This window comes from Rummeliibacillus sp. NPDC094406 (assembly GCF_044763875.1).
Classification (GTDB): Bacteria; Bacillota; Bacilli; order Bacillales_A; family Planococcaceae; genus Rummeliibacillus.
Window position 1 is genome coordinate 242,002 of the sequence record NZ_JBIWGZ010000001.1, and the last position, 13,439, is coordinate 255,440.

The 13,439-nt window shown below is 34.8% G+C and carries 13 protein-coding genes and 1 pseudogene; 10 read left to right on the forward strand and 4 right to left on the reverse strand.

Translation table 11 applies throughout. From position 1 onward, the window contains the following. Window positions 1-33 precede the first annotated feature (33 nt). The 4 genes and pseudogenes from ACIQ4I_RS01115 (at window position 34) to ACIQ4I_RS01130 (ending at window position 2,612) form a co-directional block, all read left to right on the forward strand. Entirely contained in the window at window positions 34-528 is a 495-nt protein-coding gene (locus ACIQ4I_RS01115) for a GNAT family N-acetyltransferase (protein WP_403092024.1), read from the forward strand. An 87-nt stretch (window positions 529-615) separates the two neighbouring features. Next, a pseudogene (locus tag ACIQ4I_RS01120) lies at window positions 616-1,122 on the forward strand (nucleotidyltransferase family protein). 176 nt (window positions 1,123-1,298) lie between these two features. Next, entirely contained in the window at window positions 1,299-2,375 is a 1,077-nt protein-coding gene (locus ACIQ4I_RS01125) for a YeeE/YedE thiosulfate transporter family protein (RefSeq protein WP_403092026.1), read from the forward strand. Window positions 2,376-2,387: 12 nt separating this feature from the next. Further along, window positions 2,388-2,612 (forward strand): sulfurtransferase TusA family protein, encoded by a 225-nt coding sequence (locus ACIQ4I_RS01130; protein ID WP_403092027.1) that lies wholly within the window; start codon window positions 2,388-2,390, stop codon window positions 2,610-2,612. Between the two features lie 89 nt (window positions 2,613-2,701). Here ACIQ4I_RS01130 and ACIQ4I_RS01135 read toward each other — a convergent pair whose 3' ends face one another. Genes ACIQ4I_RS01135 through ACIQ4I_RS01145 form a run of 3 tightly spaced genes read right to left on the reverse strand, consistent with a single transcriptional unit; the run spans window position 2,702 to window position 4,626 of the window. Beyond that, the gene (locus tag ACIQ4I_RS01135; protein ID WP_403092031.1) at window positions 2,702-3,097 is read right to left on the reverse strand and encodes a 5-carboxymethyl-2-hydroxymuconate Delta-isomerase; all 396 of its coding nucleotides are present in this window, start codon (window positions 3,095-3,097) and stop codon (window positions 2,702-2,704) included. Between the two features lie 18 nt (window positions 3,098-3,115). Next, window positions 3,116-3,874 (reverse strand): fumarylacetoacetate hydrolase family protein, encoded by a 759-nt coding sequence (locus ACIQ4I_RS01140; protein ID WP_403092034.1) that lies wholly within the window; start codon window positions 3,872-3,874, stop codon window positions 3,116-3,118. After that, window positions 3,871-4,626, reverse strand: a complete 756-nt coding sequence (locus tag ACIQ4I_RS01145; protein WP_403092036.1) for a fumarylacetoacetate hydrolase family protein — start codon at window positions 4,624-4,626, stop codon at window positions 3,871-3,873. The genes ACIQ4I_RS01140 and ACIQ4I_RS01145 overlap by 4 nt, the downstream gene beginning before the upstream one ends. Window positions 4,627-4,887: 261 nt before the next feature. On the opposite strand from ACIQ4I_RS01145, the gene ACIQ4I_RS01150 reads away from it, so the two are divergent. Beyond that, on the forward strand, window positions 4,888-5,256 hold the full coding sequence (locus ACIQ4I_RS01150; protein ID WP_403092037.1) for a DUF485 domain-containing protein: 369 nt from the start codon (window positions 4,888-4,890) through the stop codon (window positions 5,254-5,256). Between the two features lies 1 nt (window position 5,257). Further along, window positions 5,258-6,814 carry a solute symporter family protein gene (locus tag ACIQ4I_RS01155; protein ID WP_403092039.1) on the forward strand — a complete coding sequence of 519 codons (1,557 nt, stop codon included), beginning with the start codon at window positions 5,258-5,260 and terminating at the stop codon, window positions 6,812-6,814. Window positions 6,815-6,865: 51 nt separating this feature from the next. Here the strand turns inward: ACIQ4I_RS01155 and ACIQ4I_RS01160 are convergent, their stop codons facing one another. Beyond that, on the reverse strand, window positions 6,866-7,744 hold the full coding sequence (locus tag ACIQ4I_RS01160) for a LysR family transcriptional regulator (protein WP_403092041.1): 879 nt from the start codon (window positions 7,742-7,744) through the stop codon (window positions 6,866-6,868). 401 nt (window positions 7,745-8,145) lie between these two features. On the opposite strand from ACIQ4I_RS01160, the gene hpaI reads away from it, so the two are divergent. The 4 genes from hpaI (at window position 8,146) to hpaD (ending at window position 13,346) form a co-directional block, all read left to right on the forward strand. Then, window positions 8,146-9,075, forward strand: a complete 930-nt coding sequence (hpaI, locus tag ACIQ4I_RS01165; protein ID WP_403092043.1) for a 2,4-dihydroxyhept-2-ene-1,7-dioic acid aldolase — start codon at window positions 8,146-8,148, stop codon at window positions 9,073-9,075. A gap of 115 nt (window positions 9,076-9,190) precedes the next feature. Next, window positions 9,191-10,705: a 5-carboxymethyl-2-hydroxymuconate semialdehyde dehydrogenase gene (gene hpaE / locus ACIQ4I_RS01170; protein WP_403092045.1), complete on the forward strand. Its 1,515-nt coding sequence runs from the start codon at window positions 9,191-9,193 to the stop codon at window positions 10,703-10,705. Between the two features lie 24 nt (window positions 10,706-10,729). Next, window positions 10,730-12,211: a 4-hydroxyphenylacetate 3-monooxygenase, oxygenase component gene (hpaB, locus tag ACIQ4I_RS01175; RefSeq protein ID WP_403092047.1), complete on the forward strand. Its 1,482-nt coding sequence runs from the start codon at window positions 10,730-10,732 to the stop codon at window positions 12,209-12,211. Between the two features lie 145 nt (window positions 12,212-12,356). Further along, window positions 12,357-13,346, forward strand: a complete 990-nt coding sequence (hpaD, locus tag ACIQ4I_RS01180; protein WP_403092049.1) for a 3,4-dihydroxyphenylacetate 2,3-dioxygenase — start codon at window positions 12,357-12,359, stop codon at window positions 13,344-13,346. Window positions 13,347-13,439: the final 93 nt, after the last annotated feature.

Below are 13,439 nucleotides of genomic sequence, written 5' to 3' on the forward strand. Positions count from 1 at the left end.
AAATATAAATAAGGGTGAAAGAAGGTATATAAAATGATCATTCGAGAAGTTGAAGAACAAGATGCAGAGGCTTTTTTGAAGTTACTATGCGAAGTTGATGAATCCAATAATATGTTGTTTAGTCCTGGTGAGAGAAAAACTACTGTCGAAAAACAAAGAAATATTATAATTAAATTTAAAAATGATCCTCGTTCTGCTTTTTTTGTTGCTGAAAGAAATGATGAACTGCTTGGCTATATAGGTATATTTGCTGGAGATTTGCAGAGAAACAAACATATTGGTCGTATTGTTATAGGAGTTTCAGAACATTCAAGAGGAATGGGTATTGGAACAAAATTATTCCAAAAAGTATTTAAATGGATTCAAGGAAAACATTTTACTAGATTAGAATTGACAGTTATTGAAACAAATGAGACCGCAATTAAACTATATGAAAAAATGGGATTTATAAAAGAAGGAATGCGAATTGATTCGTTAAATATTGATGGTCGATTTGTTGATGAATGGTCGATGTATAAGAAAATATGATTTCGGATGAATCGGGAAAGGAATGCTACTGTATTGTCGAATAAAAGGGAAGCAGAATTACTAGACATGATTCAAAAGGATGCTTGGATGCTGAAAATTTTGAAAGCGGTTGAAAAACTAAATTTGCCTGATTGCTGGGTTTGTGCTGGATTTCTTCGAAATAAAGTGTGGGATGTAGTGCATAATTATTCAGAAAGAACACAGTTAAATGATATTGATGTAATTTATTTTGATCCATCTAATCTAGCTGAAGAAGTGGAAAAAAAGTTGGAAAGTGATTTACTTAATATGATGCCTGATGAACCTTGGTCAGTGAAAAATCAAGCTAGAATGCATTAAAAAAATCATTCAAAACCGTACACATCTTCAATGGATGGTATTGCACATTTCCCTGAAATTCCTACTGCAATCGGAGCAAAAATGACGAACGAAAAAATACAAATTATGGCTCCATATGGTATTGATGTATTATTCTCTAAAAGAATAGAGCCGACACCATATTTTGCGGTAGATAAGGAATTACATAAAATTTATCAACAACGTATAAAAACAAAAAAATGGAAGCAAACATGGCCTGATTTATTTATTCTCTAACTCAAAAAATACTAACTATAAAACCCAATACACATATTTAAAGTGTGTATTGGGTTTTTATTTTATATAAACAACTAATCCTATTGATTTGGTTTGAAATCGTTATTGCTTATTACAGTATACATGAATATAATGAATACATATAAGTTTACTAAGAATAAAAATGAGGTGAGTAAATGATATTAATGATTATTACCGGTTTACTTTGCGGAGCTGCATTAGGATTCGTTTTACAAAGGGGCAGATTCTGTTTAACAGGTGGATTCCGTGATATGTATCTGGCAAAAGATAATCGAATGTTTAATGCACTTTTATTAGCTATTGTTATTCAAAGTGTGGGTGTATATGCGTTAATTCAATTTGGATTGTTACAATATGAAGCCGGAACTTTTTCTTGGGTTGCCGTTGTTCTTGGATCATTTATCTTCGGTATAGGGATTGTACTTGCTGGTGGTTGTGCAACAGGAACTTGGTATCGAGCAGCAGAAGGAATGATTGGTAGTTGGATTGCACTTATTTTCTATATGATTACAAGCGCTATTATGAAATCTGGGGTGCTATTACCAGCAAATGAGAGATTGTCATCTATTCAAGTTCACAATAACTCAATTCCAGCAACTTTTGGTTTGAATGTATGGGTATTTATTGTTATTTTGGTTTCAATTGTAGCAATAATCATGATCCGAGAAGCAAGAAAGCCAAAAGTTGTTATTCCATCCTTAAAACCTAAGAAAACTGGAATTGCACATTTATTATTTGAGCGTCGCTGGCATCCATTTTTCACAGCATCACTAGTGGGAATCATTGCAATTATCGCATGGCCATTAAGTGAAGCAACTGGGCGTAATGCTGGTTTAGGGGTTACTACTCCATCAGCAAATATTGTGCAATATTTAGTAATTGGAGATATATCTTATTTAAACTGGGGAGTATTCTTAGTTTTAGGTATTTTCGTGGGTTCATTTATTGCGGCTAAAGCTAGCAATGAATTTCGATTACGTGTGCCAGATGTAAAAACAATCGTTTCAAGTCTATTTGGCGGTATCTTCATGGGTATCGGAGCAAGTTTAGCAGGCGGTTGTACAATTGGTAATGGTCTTGTAAGTACAGCAATGATGACATGGCAAGGCTGGATTTCACTGGCATTTATGATTTTAGGTGTGTGGACAGCATCTTACTTTATCTTTGTAAGACCGAGAGTAAAAAAACAAGCAGCTGCTAAACAAGCTGTAAGTACAGTATCAGTACATTAGGAGGAATGTAAAATGGCAAAAGTATTAGAAACAATGGGGCAAGTTTGTCCATTCCCATTAGTAGAAGCAAAAAACGCAATTGAAGAAATTAAATCAGGTGAAGATTTAATCATTAACTTTGACTGCACACAAGCAACAGAAAGTATTCCAAGATGGGCTGCTGAAGAAGGTCATAAAGTTACAAATTATGAACAACTTAGCGAAGCATCATGGACAATTACTGTTCAAAAGAAATAAGAATTTAAATAAACGACAAAAAGGCAATCACAAAGCTGAATTTTCAGCTATGCGATTGCTTTTTTTAGAGAAGGATTCATTAAACTGCCTTATAGATTTTTTGCTTTAAATTTTTGATGTATATTATTAAACTTATATGTGCCTGCTTCACTAAACTCATATAGCTCTAAAGATAAAGCGAAGTAACGTTGGTTATAAATCGTATTAAAATGTACCTTCATCATATTGAATAAGTCTTCACAAGTCTTTTGTTTATCTTCGGGATTTCTACCTGCGCCAATCTTTAATGTGGCATGTACAAAAGCAAAATCCTCAGAGCCATCGGCAACATAATAATCTTGCAATTGAATTGCTCGTGATCGTATACCACCAGTTGGGAATAAGGTAGATTTTGATATTAATATTTCATTTGCTTTTTTTAGAAGATCTCGAATATTTGCTTGGTCGGCGATATTATCCGTATATTCTACGATAAAATGTGGCATTGAAAGACTCCCACCTTTCTATGATTTTACAGCAACAGGGCTAGCAATGATTGTGTTATGGAGGGCTCCAATCCCTTCAATTTCAGTAACGACATGGTCTCCAACTTTCGTATCCACAGAACCTTTAGGGGTACCTGTTAAAATAATGTCATTTTCGTTTAAAGTCATAATACTACTTAGATATTCAATCAAGACTGGGATACTAAAAATCATATCTTTTGTAGATCCTAGTTGTACAAGCTTACCGTTTACATAAGTTTTGATTGCTAAGTCCATTGGATTTGTAATATCTTCTTTATCAACAAGCCAAGGACCAAGTGGCGTTAAGGAATCACGATTTTTAACTCGTAAATTTGGACGATAGTAGTTTTCTAAATAATCTCGTATTGCATAATCATTACAAACGGTATAACCGGAGACGTAATCATAGGCATCTTCTTGCTTAATATTTTTGCCAGACTTTCCGATGACAACAGCCAATTCACATTCGTAATGCATAAATGTTACATCATCTGGACGAACTGATTCACTATTGTGGCCGATTATCGTATTTGGACCTTTTAAAAACACAAGAGGTTCTTTGGGTGCATTAAATGATAATTCTGCCGCATGATCAGCGTAGTTTAAACCAAGTGCAAAAATAGTTTGAGATGTAACAGGGGGTAACCATACGACATCATTTTCTGAGACAAGCTGACCGGAAGCTAAGCGTAAAGCACCATTTTCCTCCACTGCATTATGAATGCTTCCTTTATATGCTACAATCGCATGCTTCATATATTTTCTCCTTTCTCATAACTTTCATTTAATGCTTTAATATGGTTTGTGAGCGTACCAATTTCATTTATTGTAATAGAAACCGAATCACCACTGCGTACGAGTGGTGGATTATTCGGTATACCAGTTAACAATACATCCCCTGCAGATAATGTCATAAAATCAGTTACATCTTCGAGAAGTTGACCAATAGAGCGAACCAACTCACGGGTAGAAAACTGCTGTTTTAATTCACCATTTACATAGGTAGATATGATTAAATTATTAGGATTATTAATAGCATCCGTACTTATAATGTATGGGCCAATTGGACAGAATCCATCACGAGATTTTTGGGAAATTGCTGGACGGTAATAATTTTCGTGTGGAATGGTAATATCATTTGCAATGGTAAATCCTAAAATATACTTTTCATATTGCTCTTTTTTTATTTTATAAGCATCTTTTTTAATAACAATTGCTAGTGATCCATTTGCTTGAACTTCACTGACTCCATCTGGTAATGGAATAATGTGCTGATGTGCATTAAATGTGTTGCTTGGTTTAATATAAAGAATTGGGGATTTTGGTGGCTCATTATATGGAGCAGCTGAAAACTCTGGTTTTAATTTATTAATTTCATCTTGATAGTTTAGTAATGTACCGTATACAGTACCCTTAATTGGAAAATCTACCGGAATTTCTTGCAAATCATCTTTCTTGATTGTTTGCAGTTGAGCAGTGCCCTGATATTTTACAAATAGTGTACTCACATTCTTCACTCCTTTGTACGAAATTGATTGATTGTGGAAAAAATAGTTATTAAAATAAATATAAGACAATTGACAAAGTACATAAAATATCTTTTTCATATCTAAACGATACATTTTTAGTATTATTCATTGTCTTGATACTTTGGTAGTATGACTGAAAAAGCTCAAAAGTAAGGGCTTACAATTGGGAGGGGTGTAATCAAGACTACAGTTTCGTTTAAAAAGGGGATACAACTGAATAATGAAAAGGGGATGAAGTGGATGATTCAAACGGATGAAAAAGTATTGGTTGAACAACCATCTACAAAAAGTACTGAATATTCAGATAACAAAACAACCTTTGATTACTCTTCAATTGTAAAGTCAGAACATTTTATTAAGATGTGTAAGGAAAAAACAGTATTTACGGTTTCATATACAATTTTTTTTATGTTATATGCATTATTATTACCATATCTAGCACTTACCACGAATTTCTTGAATGCAAAAGTAATAGGTGAAATTTCATGGGCTTGGATCTATGGTATTTCTATGATTCCTATGTCATTTATCGTTTGTAGTATTTATCTTAAGAAAGCTGACTATTTCGATAAAGAAGCAAAAAATATCCTAGAGAATCAGGAGGTATAAGATGAATATAAGCATTATTACTATGTTTGCTGGGATTACACTCATGACATTATTTGTTACGTATTATGCTTCTAAAAAGACCAAAACAGCAGGTTCTTTTTATACCGCTGGAGGGGGATTAACAGCTAGGCAAAATGGTTTAGCTTTAGCTGGGGATTTTATGTCAGCTTCTACATTTTTAGGGTTAATCGGAGCATTTTCTTTAAATGGATATGACGGATTCTTCTTAATGTATCCAGCACTTATATCATTTTTAGTAATTTTGTTTTTAGTGGCAGAACCTCTGAGAAACTTGGGGAAATATACCCTCGGTGATATGATTACTGCGCGTTATCGTTATAAGCAAGTACGTGGGGTAACGGCTATTAACACGATTGTAATTTCCATATTTTATATGTTAGGTCAATTAGTAGCAGCTGGAGCACTTTTTAAACTTTTACTGGGGATTCCATATAATACGTCTGTTATATTTGTTGGCATCACCATGCTTCTTTTTGTATTATTTGGCGGTATGACAGCAACGAGCTGGGTTCAAATAATAAAAGCTATATTATTAATCGGTGGGACGGTTGTACTATTTATATTAGCAATGTTCCAATTTAATTTTAATTTCCTTAGCGTTTTTACAGAAGCAAAGACGGCAACTCCATTTGGCGAAAACTTCTTAAACCCAGGTATCAAGTATAAGAGTAGTCTAGATGGTATATCATTAACGCTAGGATTATTATTAGGTACAGCTGGATTACCACATGTATTGGTTCGATTCTTAACAGTTCCAGATGGTAAAACTGCTAGAAAATCAGTTGTATGGTTAATGTGGCTTATGGGCTTATTCCATGTGATGGTAATATTCTTAGGTCTTGCTGCAACTAAACTTGTTGGTACAGGTAAGATTATCGAAGCAAATCCTGCAGGTAATATGGCAGCACCTCTATTAGCACAAGTGTTAGGTGGAGGATTTATGTTTGCATTTGTTTCAGCAGTATCATTTGCAACTATTTTAGCTGTTGTTGCGGGTATTGTTATTACAGGGGCAACTGCATTTTCTCATGATTTATATAATGAGATTTTCAAAAATGGGAAAGCAACAGAAAAACAGCAAATGTTTATGGTTCGGATCGCATCAATTGCTATAACCGCGATTGCTATTGTATTTTCACTATTTTTACAACAATTCAATGTGGCGTTTCTTTCGACGCTTGCAATGACATTAGCTGCAAGTTCCAATTTACCAGTTATATTAATGACAATCTATTGGCGGAAATTTAATAAAACTGGTGCAATCACGGGGATGCTTGTGGGTTTATTTGGGACAATTTTGCTTGTTGTCATTGGTCCTAACTTTTGGAGTCCAGTCGAGGGTCAAGCACTTTTCGTTGGGAAGCCAATTTTCCCATTAGCATCACCTGGCATTGTTTCTATTCCTCTGGGCTTTTTAGCTTGTTACATTGGAACAATTATTGGTAATAGAAAAGTTGTAAAACAACCTGATAATTATGATGAAATTTTAGTGAAGGCGCAAACAGGTAGTGATGTTGGTGGAGTTGTAAATCATTAATACTATTAGTATATTAAAAAAGCTGTTTTCTATCGAAAACAGCTTTTTCATTTATACAAATGAATCGATAAATAATTGTGTGCATTTTGATAAATGGCGATCTTTTAACCAAATAACGCCTGATTCTGAATGTATATTTGCATCTTCAATTTCAATGATATGAATATTATCATATGATTGATTCTTTATAGCACCTTTTGGAACGATTGTTGCGCCAATTTCAGAGTTTACTAATAAAAATAAAATACTAACATCTGGACATTCGAGTATGATGTTGGGATTAAGTTGTTGATCTTTGAATGCGTTAGTAATAATTTCAAATTGACCAGCTCCATGAATACGATGTAAAAGCATTAATGGTAACTGTTTAATTTCTTTGAGTGCAATTTTAGTTTTATTTGATACTAGATGCTTCCATGTTTTGGGGATGATTAATATATAAGGTTCACTTTTAAACACTTTCATTTCTATATTTTCTTGTTCGATTGGAAATCTGGTAATGGCTACTTCTATACTACGATTTACTAATAAATCAGAAATATAAGCAGTATCACCTTCTATAATATGAAAATGAACTTCAGGATATTCAGCACGGAAATATTGAATTCGTTCCGGTAAATAAGAAAAGCACGTTTTACTAACACCAATCGATAGTTTTCCGCGAATTCCCGCATTCATTTCTTTTACCTTAGTTTTGATATCTTCAAGATCCGCAAGAATTTTTTGTGCGTTTTCATAAAGAGATTTTCCGGAATCCGTGAGCAATAGCTTACGACCTTGTCTTTCAAAAAGTACAACATCTAATTCATTTTCTAATTGTTTTAATTGTTGACTAAGAGGAGGTTGTGCCATATGTAGCCTAGCTGCAGCTTTTGTTATTTGTCCTTCTTCTACAATTGTACAAAAATAATATAGTTGTTTTATATCCATACAAATCCCCCTTTGTTTGTTAAAAAAATAGACACTAAGAAAAACGAGGGCACTGAAAAACGATTTAATTTCAAATTTTTACATTACGAATATACAATGCCGAGAAATGGAATCAGCTTCGCTTTTCGCGGTCGAACCGACGAGCCTCCTCGCTGTGGGGTTTCTCTGGCAAGCTTTCCCGCACGTAAAGATTGCTCTTACGATTACTCGTCACAGATAACTCTTCTAGCTCCTAGAGCAAAAAGAATAATGTATTTTGATTTTTTCAGTAGCCTCGGAGAAACTGTTATATACTTTTTTTGTATCTTTTAACAATAAAATCTGTATTTTAATTCTAATTTACCACATGTTACGATGTTCTTGTAGGTAATATTCAAAAAATTCAAAAAAGGAGAGGTCGCATGACAAACTTTTCAGAAATTAAACAACGTATTCGAGGATCTATTTCACCAGTTATTACACCATTTAACGAGGATGGTTCAATTGACTTTGAATCATTTGAAAAACTAGTAAACTGGCATATTGAAAGTGGTAGCCATGGTATTTCTGTTACAGGAACATCAGGTGAACCGAGCTCTTTAACAATTGAAGAACGTGTGCAAGTCATGGAAAAGGCTATTAAAGTGATTGATGGACGCGTACCATTTGTACCAGGTACTGGTTCGACTAACCATCAAGAAGCTCTTTATTTAACAAAAAAAGCAGAAGAGCTAGGTGCGGATGCAGTATTAATCATTGTTCCATATTACAACAGACCTTCACAACATGCGTTATTTAAGCATTTTAAAGCGATAGCTGATGAAGTGCCAAACTTACCAATTATCCTATACAACATCCCTGGACGTACGGCTGTTAATCTTGAAATTGATACGATGGTCAAACTTAAGGACGCTTGTCCAAATATTATCGGAGTTAAAGAATCTAACAAAGATTTTGAACATATCAATCGCGTACTTTTACGTTGTGGACGTGATTTCAATGTATATTCAGGAATTGAATTATTGTGCTACCCATTGCTAGCGATAGGTGGTGCAGGTCATATTAGTGCAACTGCGAATATAGTACCTGATAAAGTAGCAGAAGTTTACAGTGCTTGGGTTGAAGGAGATGTTAAACGATCTCAAGATTTACATTATGGTTTGATGGAGTTAAACGATGTATTGTTCAAAGATACAAACCCAGCTCCTGTAAAAGCTGCACTTGGAATGATGGGGAAAATTAAACCAGTACTTCGTTTACCAATGGATTTACCATCACAACAATTGCAAAATGAAATTCGTAATGTTCTATCCCAACATGTTGAACTTCCAGAAATCGTATCTTCAAAATAATAAAATTTATTAGTAGCAAAGTATCTTTATAGGGTATAAATACAGAATATTCATTATATTAACACTGTTAATGTTCTATGAAGATACTTTGATACATATAGAAGGGATGAGTAAAATGACAAATTCAATTACTGAACACTCAATTAGAGAAGTAATTGTAAAGGACATTTCATTATACATTAATGGTCAATTTGTACCGGCTAAAACTGGTGAGACTTTTACAAATGTAAACCCATTCTCAAATGAGCACATCAATAATATTGCAGCAGGCGATATTGAAGATATCAATGAGGCAGTAACTTCTGCTAAAAAAGCATTTGACAATGAATGGAAAAATCTAGAAATTTCAGAACGCATGAAATATATCAATAAAATTGCGGATCTCATTGAAGAAGAAGCAGAAGAAATTGCTTATTTGGAAGCGCTTGATACTGGATTACCTATAAGTCAAACGCGTAGTCAAGCTGCACGCGCAGCAACAAACTTCCGCTTTTACGCGAAAATGGTAGAGACACATTTGCACGGGCAAGCATTTCCTGTAGAAAAAGAGTTTATTAACTACACATTACATCGTCCATTAGGTGTGGTTGGTCTTATAACACCTTGGAATGCACCATTTATGTTAGAAACGTGGAAGGTTGCACCAGCATTAGCAACAGGTAATACAGTAATTTTAAAACCTGCAGAATTATCACCATTAACAGCAAATAAATTAGCTGAAATTATTGATAAAGCAGGATTGCCAAAGGGTGTCTTCAATATCGTGCATGGTTTTGGTGATACAGCAGGAGATGCACTTGTAAAACACCCGGATGTAAAAGCAATTTCATTTACAGGTGAAACGGTTACAGGTTCTATCATCATAAAAAATGCAGCTGATTCATTGAAAAAGACTTCTATGGAGCTTGGTGGAAAGTCACCATTAATTATCTTTGACGATGCAGATTTAGATCGTGCTTTGGATGCAACAATTTGGGGCATTTTCTCATTCAATGGTGAGCGTTGTACATCTAATTCACGCGTATTCGTTCATAAAAAAATTAAAGATGAATTTATAGAGAAATTAAAAGAACGAGTTGCAAATATTCGTATTGGTGATCCGCTAGATGCTTCTACAGAACTTGGCCCACTGATTGAAACACAGCATTTCAACAAAGTTAAGGGCTATATCGAGTTAGCGAAAGAAGAAGGCTGTGAAGTATTCCAAGGTACTGTACCAGAGCAATTTAAAGCAGGTAATTATGTACCGCCAACATTATTGCTAAATGCAACAAATGATATGCGTGTTTGCCAAGAAGAAATTTTCGGTCCAGTTATGGCAGTTATTGAATTTGAGCAAGAAGAGGAAGTTATTGCAGTAGCAAATGATGTGAAATATGGTCTTGCTGGTTTTGTATGGACACAAGATTTAACTCGCGGTCATCGTGTTGCTCAAGCAATTGAAGCCGGCATGATTTGGATTAATTCTCATAACACACGTGATTTACGTATTCCATTTGGAGGTACAAAAGCAAGTGGTATAGGGCGTGAGGGTGGTCATTACGCTATTTTCGAATTCTATACCGAACCTACTGTTATTCATGTTGCAATTGGTGACCATCATATCCCGCAATTTGGGAAAAAATCATAAAAATTAAAAGAGAGGGTGACTTCAATGGGGGCTAAAACAGGAGCACAATATATTGAACGACTAAAAAAAGCAGGCAACAATATTTATTTACACGGTGAACGGGTTGAGGACGTTACAACACATCCCGGCTTACAAGGTGTTATAAAATCTATGGCTAATTTATATGATTTACAATTCCAAAAGCCAGAAAAAATGTTATATAAATCTCCAACAACGGGTGAACAAGTTGGGACAACATTTTTACAACCAAAATCAATCGAAGATATTATCGCTCGAAGACAAGCAATTCAAGAATGGGCACTAACTTCAGGTGGGATGATGGGACGTTCACCAGACTACTTGAATGCCGAAGTAATGGCAATGGGTGTGTCAAATGGATTATTCGCTGAAGCAGATCCAATGTTTGCTGAAAACGCTCGTAAATATTATGAATTTGCACGCGAAAATGATATTAGTTTAACTCATACACTCATCCATCCACAAGTAAATCGTGCTAAAGCACAACACGAACAAAAGGATGCAAATGTAGCACTTCATCTCGTTGAAAAAAATAAGGAAGGTATAATCGTTGATGGCATTCGATTATTAGCTACTCAAGGCGGAATTACAGATGAAATTCTCGTATTCCCTTCAACAGTGAAAAAAGCAGGTGAACTTGACGATCCTTATTCACTAGCATTTGCTATTCCAAACAATACACCAGGTTTAAAATTCATTAGCCGTGAATCATTTGATTACAACAAAAATGACTATGATCATCCACTAGGTTCTCGTTTTGAAGAAGGAGATGCAATTGTTTCTTTTGAAAACGTTTTCGTACCATGGGAACGTGTCTTTGTTTGTGGGAACTCCTCTATTTGTAATAGAACTTTCCGAGAAACAAATGCAGTTGTCCATATGTCTCATCAAGTTGTGTCAAAAAATATCATCAAAACAGAATTTGTACTTGGTGTTGCCTTATCCATGATGGATGCTATTGGAATTGATGGTTTCCAACATGTTAAAGATAAAGGAACAGAAATTATGTTGACCCTCGAAGGCCTAAAATCACACTTATATCGTGCAGAACATAATGCAAAATTAGATAAATGGGGTACGATGACACCAGATTTTGAGGCATTAGATGCAGCACGTACATGGTTCCCACGTATTTATCCGAAATTGACTGAAATTGTTCGAGTTCTGGGTGCTTCGGGCTTGATGGGTATACCAACACAAGCTGATTTTGAAAATCCTGAAATTGGTCAATTAATTCATAGAGGATTGCAAGGTAAAAACCTCGAAGGATATGAACGTGTACAATTATTCCGCTTAGCTTGGGATATGACAATGAGTGCATTTGGTAGCCGCCAATCGCATTATGAATACTATTTCTTCGGTGATCCAATTCGTATGGGTATGTCTTATTTCGATAACTATGAAGCAAAAGATTTACTGAAAGAACGTGTAACGGATTTCTTAGGGAAATCTGCAAGTTCAGCTACAAATAATTTTATCAAAATATAAAATCTTTCGGCAGAAGTCTACCACCAATATCGGTGGTAGACTAAATTCAAATTTATGTCTACTTTCAGTCGGTGCCCATACATTCGCTGAAAGAAGTTAAAGCTTCCGGATTATATAGTGTAAAAATAGATAGGGGGATATGAATATGACTACAAACTTTGATATTATTCGCACAGCGCGTGCTATTTTACATGTTACTGATTTAGATAAATCAGAAGCATTTTATACAAAAGGTTTAGGATTGATTGTTACAGAAAGAACGGAAGATGCAATTTATCTAAGAGGTTTAGAGGAACATATTCACCATAGTTTAGTATTGAAAAAAGCAGAAACACCTGTAGTGGAAGCAATTAGTTATAAAGTACGCTCTGAAGATGATTTAGAGAAAATTGCAACTGTCTTTGCAAAACATAATTTAAAAGTGAAATGGTTAGAAGCTGGTACACAACATGCAGTAGGACGTGCATTACGAGTGCAAGATATTTCGGGATTACCAGTTGAATTTTTTGCGAAAATGGAAGGGGCAGAACGATTATTACAACGTTATGACTTATACCAAGGGGCTAAAGCGCAACGAATTGATCACTTTAACTGTATGGTTCCAGATGTGGAAAAAGCATATAATTTCTACATTAATGAACTAGATTTCTCATGTTCTGAATTTACAACAGATGATGAAGACCGAATTTGGGCAGCATGGATTCACCGTAAGCCATCTGTACATGATGTTGCATTTATGAATGGCGAAGGACCACGTGTACACCATGTTGCTTACTGGTTAAGTGATCCAATGAGCTTAATTCATGGTTGTGACGTATTAGCGTCATTAGGATACGCGGAAAATATAGAACGTGGTCCTGCTCGCCATGGCTTATCAAATGCATTCTTCTTATATTTACGTGATCCAGATGGTCACCGTATTGAACTTTATAATGGCGATTATTTAACAAGTGATCCAGACTTCAATCCAATTCGTTGGGACTTAAATGATAAACGCCGTCAAACATTCTGGGGAGCAGAAGCACCAGATTGTTGGTTCACTGAAGCATCAAAAGTTATCGATATTGAAACAAACGAAACAATCTCAACTACACAAGGTAAGTTAAAACAGGCAAAACCTATATTTGCTATTTAGAAAGAAAATGCAATTTTCCTATTTTTAGAGTAGATAATATGCTATATAGTGGGATCAAGGAAAGTGGTGGCGTTGGCAAAGAAGAAATTAAAT

Excerpts from the sequence above, each read along its gene's own strand:
- ACIQ4I_RS01115 (WP_403092024.1), top strand. The coding sequence starts at position 34 with ATGATCATTCGAGAAGTTGAAGAACAAGATGCAGAGGCTTTTTTGAAG.
- ACIQ4I_RS01125 (WP_403092026.1), top strand. The coding sequence starts at position 1,299 with ATGATATTAATGATTATTACCGGTTTACTTTGCGGAGCTGCATTAGGA.
- ACIQ4I_RS01130 (WP_403092027.1), top strand. The coding sequence starts at position 2,388 with ATGGCAAAAGTATTAGAAACAATGGGGCAAGTTTGTCCATTCCCATTA.
- ACIQ4I_RS01135 (WP_403092031.1), bottom strand. The coding sequence starts at position 3,097 with ATGCCACATTTTATCGTAGAATATACGGATAATATCGCCGACCAAGCA.
- ACIQ4I_RS01140 (WP_403092034.1), bottom strand. The coding sequence starts at position 3,874 with ATGAAGCATGCGATTGTAGCATATAAAGGAAGCATTCATAATGCAGTG.
- ACIQ4I_RS01150 (WP_403092037.1), top strand. The coding sequence starts at position 4,888 with ATGATTCAAACGGATGAAAAAGTATTGGTTGAACAACCATCTACAAAA.
- ACIQ4I_RS01155 (WP_403092039.1), top strand. The coding sequence starts at position 5,258 with ATGAATATAAGCATTATTACTATGTTTGCTGGGATTACACTCATGACA.
- ACIQ4I_RS01160 (WP_403092041.1), bottom strand. The coding sequence starts at position 7,744 with ATGGATATAAAACAACTATATTATTTTTGTACAATTGTAGAAGAAGGA.
- hpaI (WP_403092043.1), top strand. The coding sequence starts at position 8,146 with ATGACAAACTTTTCAGAAATTAAACAACGTATTCGAGGATCTATTTCA.
- hpaE (WP_403092045.1), top strand. The coding sequence starts at position 9,191 with ATGACAAATTCAATTACTGAACACTCAATTAGAGAAGTAATTGTAAAG.
- hpaB (WP_403092047.1), top strand. The coding sequence starts at position 10,730 with ATGGGGGCTAAAACAGGAGCACAATATATTGAACGACTAAAAAAAGCA.
- hpaD (WP_403092049.1), top strand. The coding sequence starts at position 12,357 with ATGACTACAAACTTTGATATTATTCGCACAGCGCGTGCTATTTTACAT.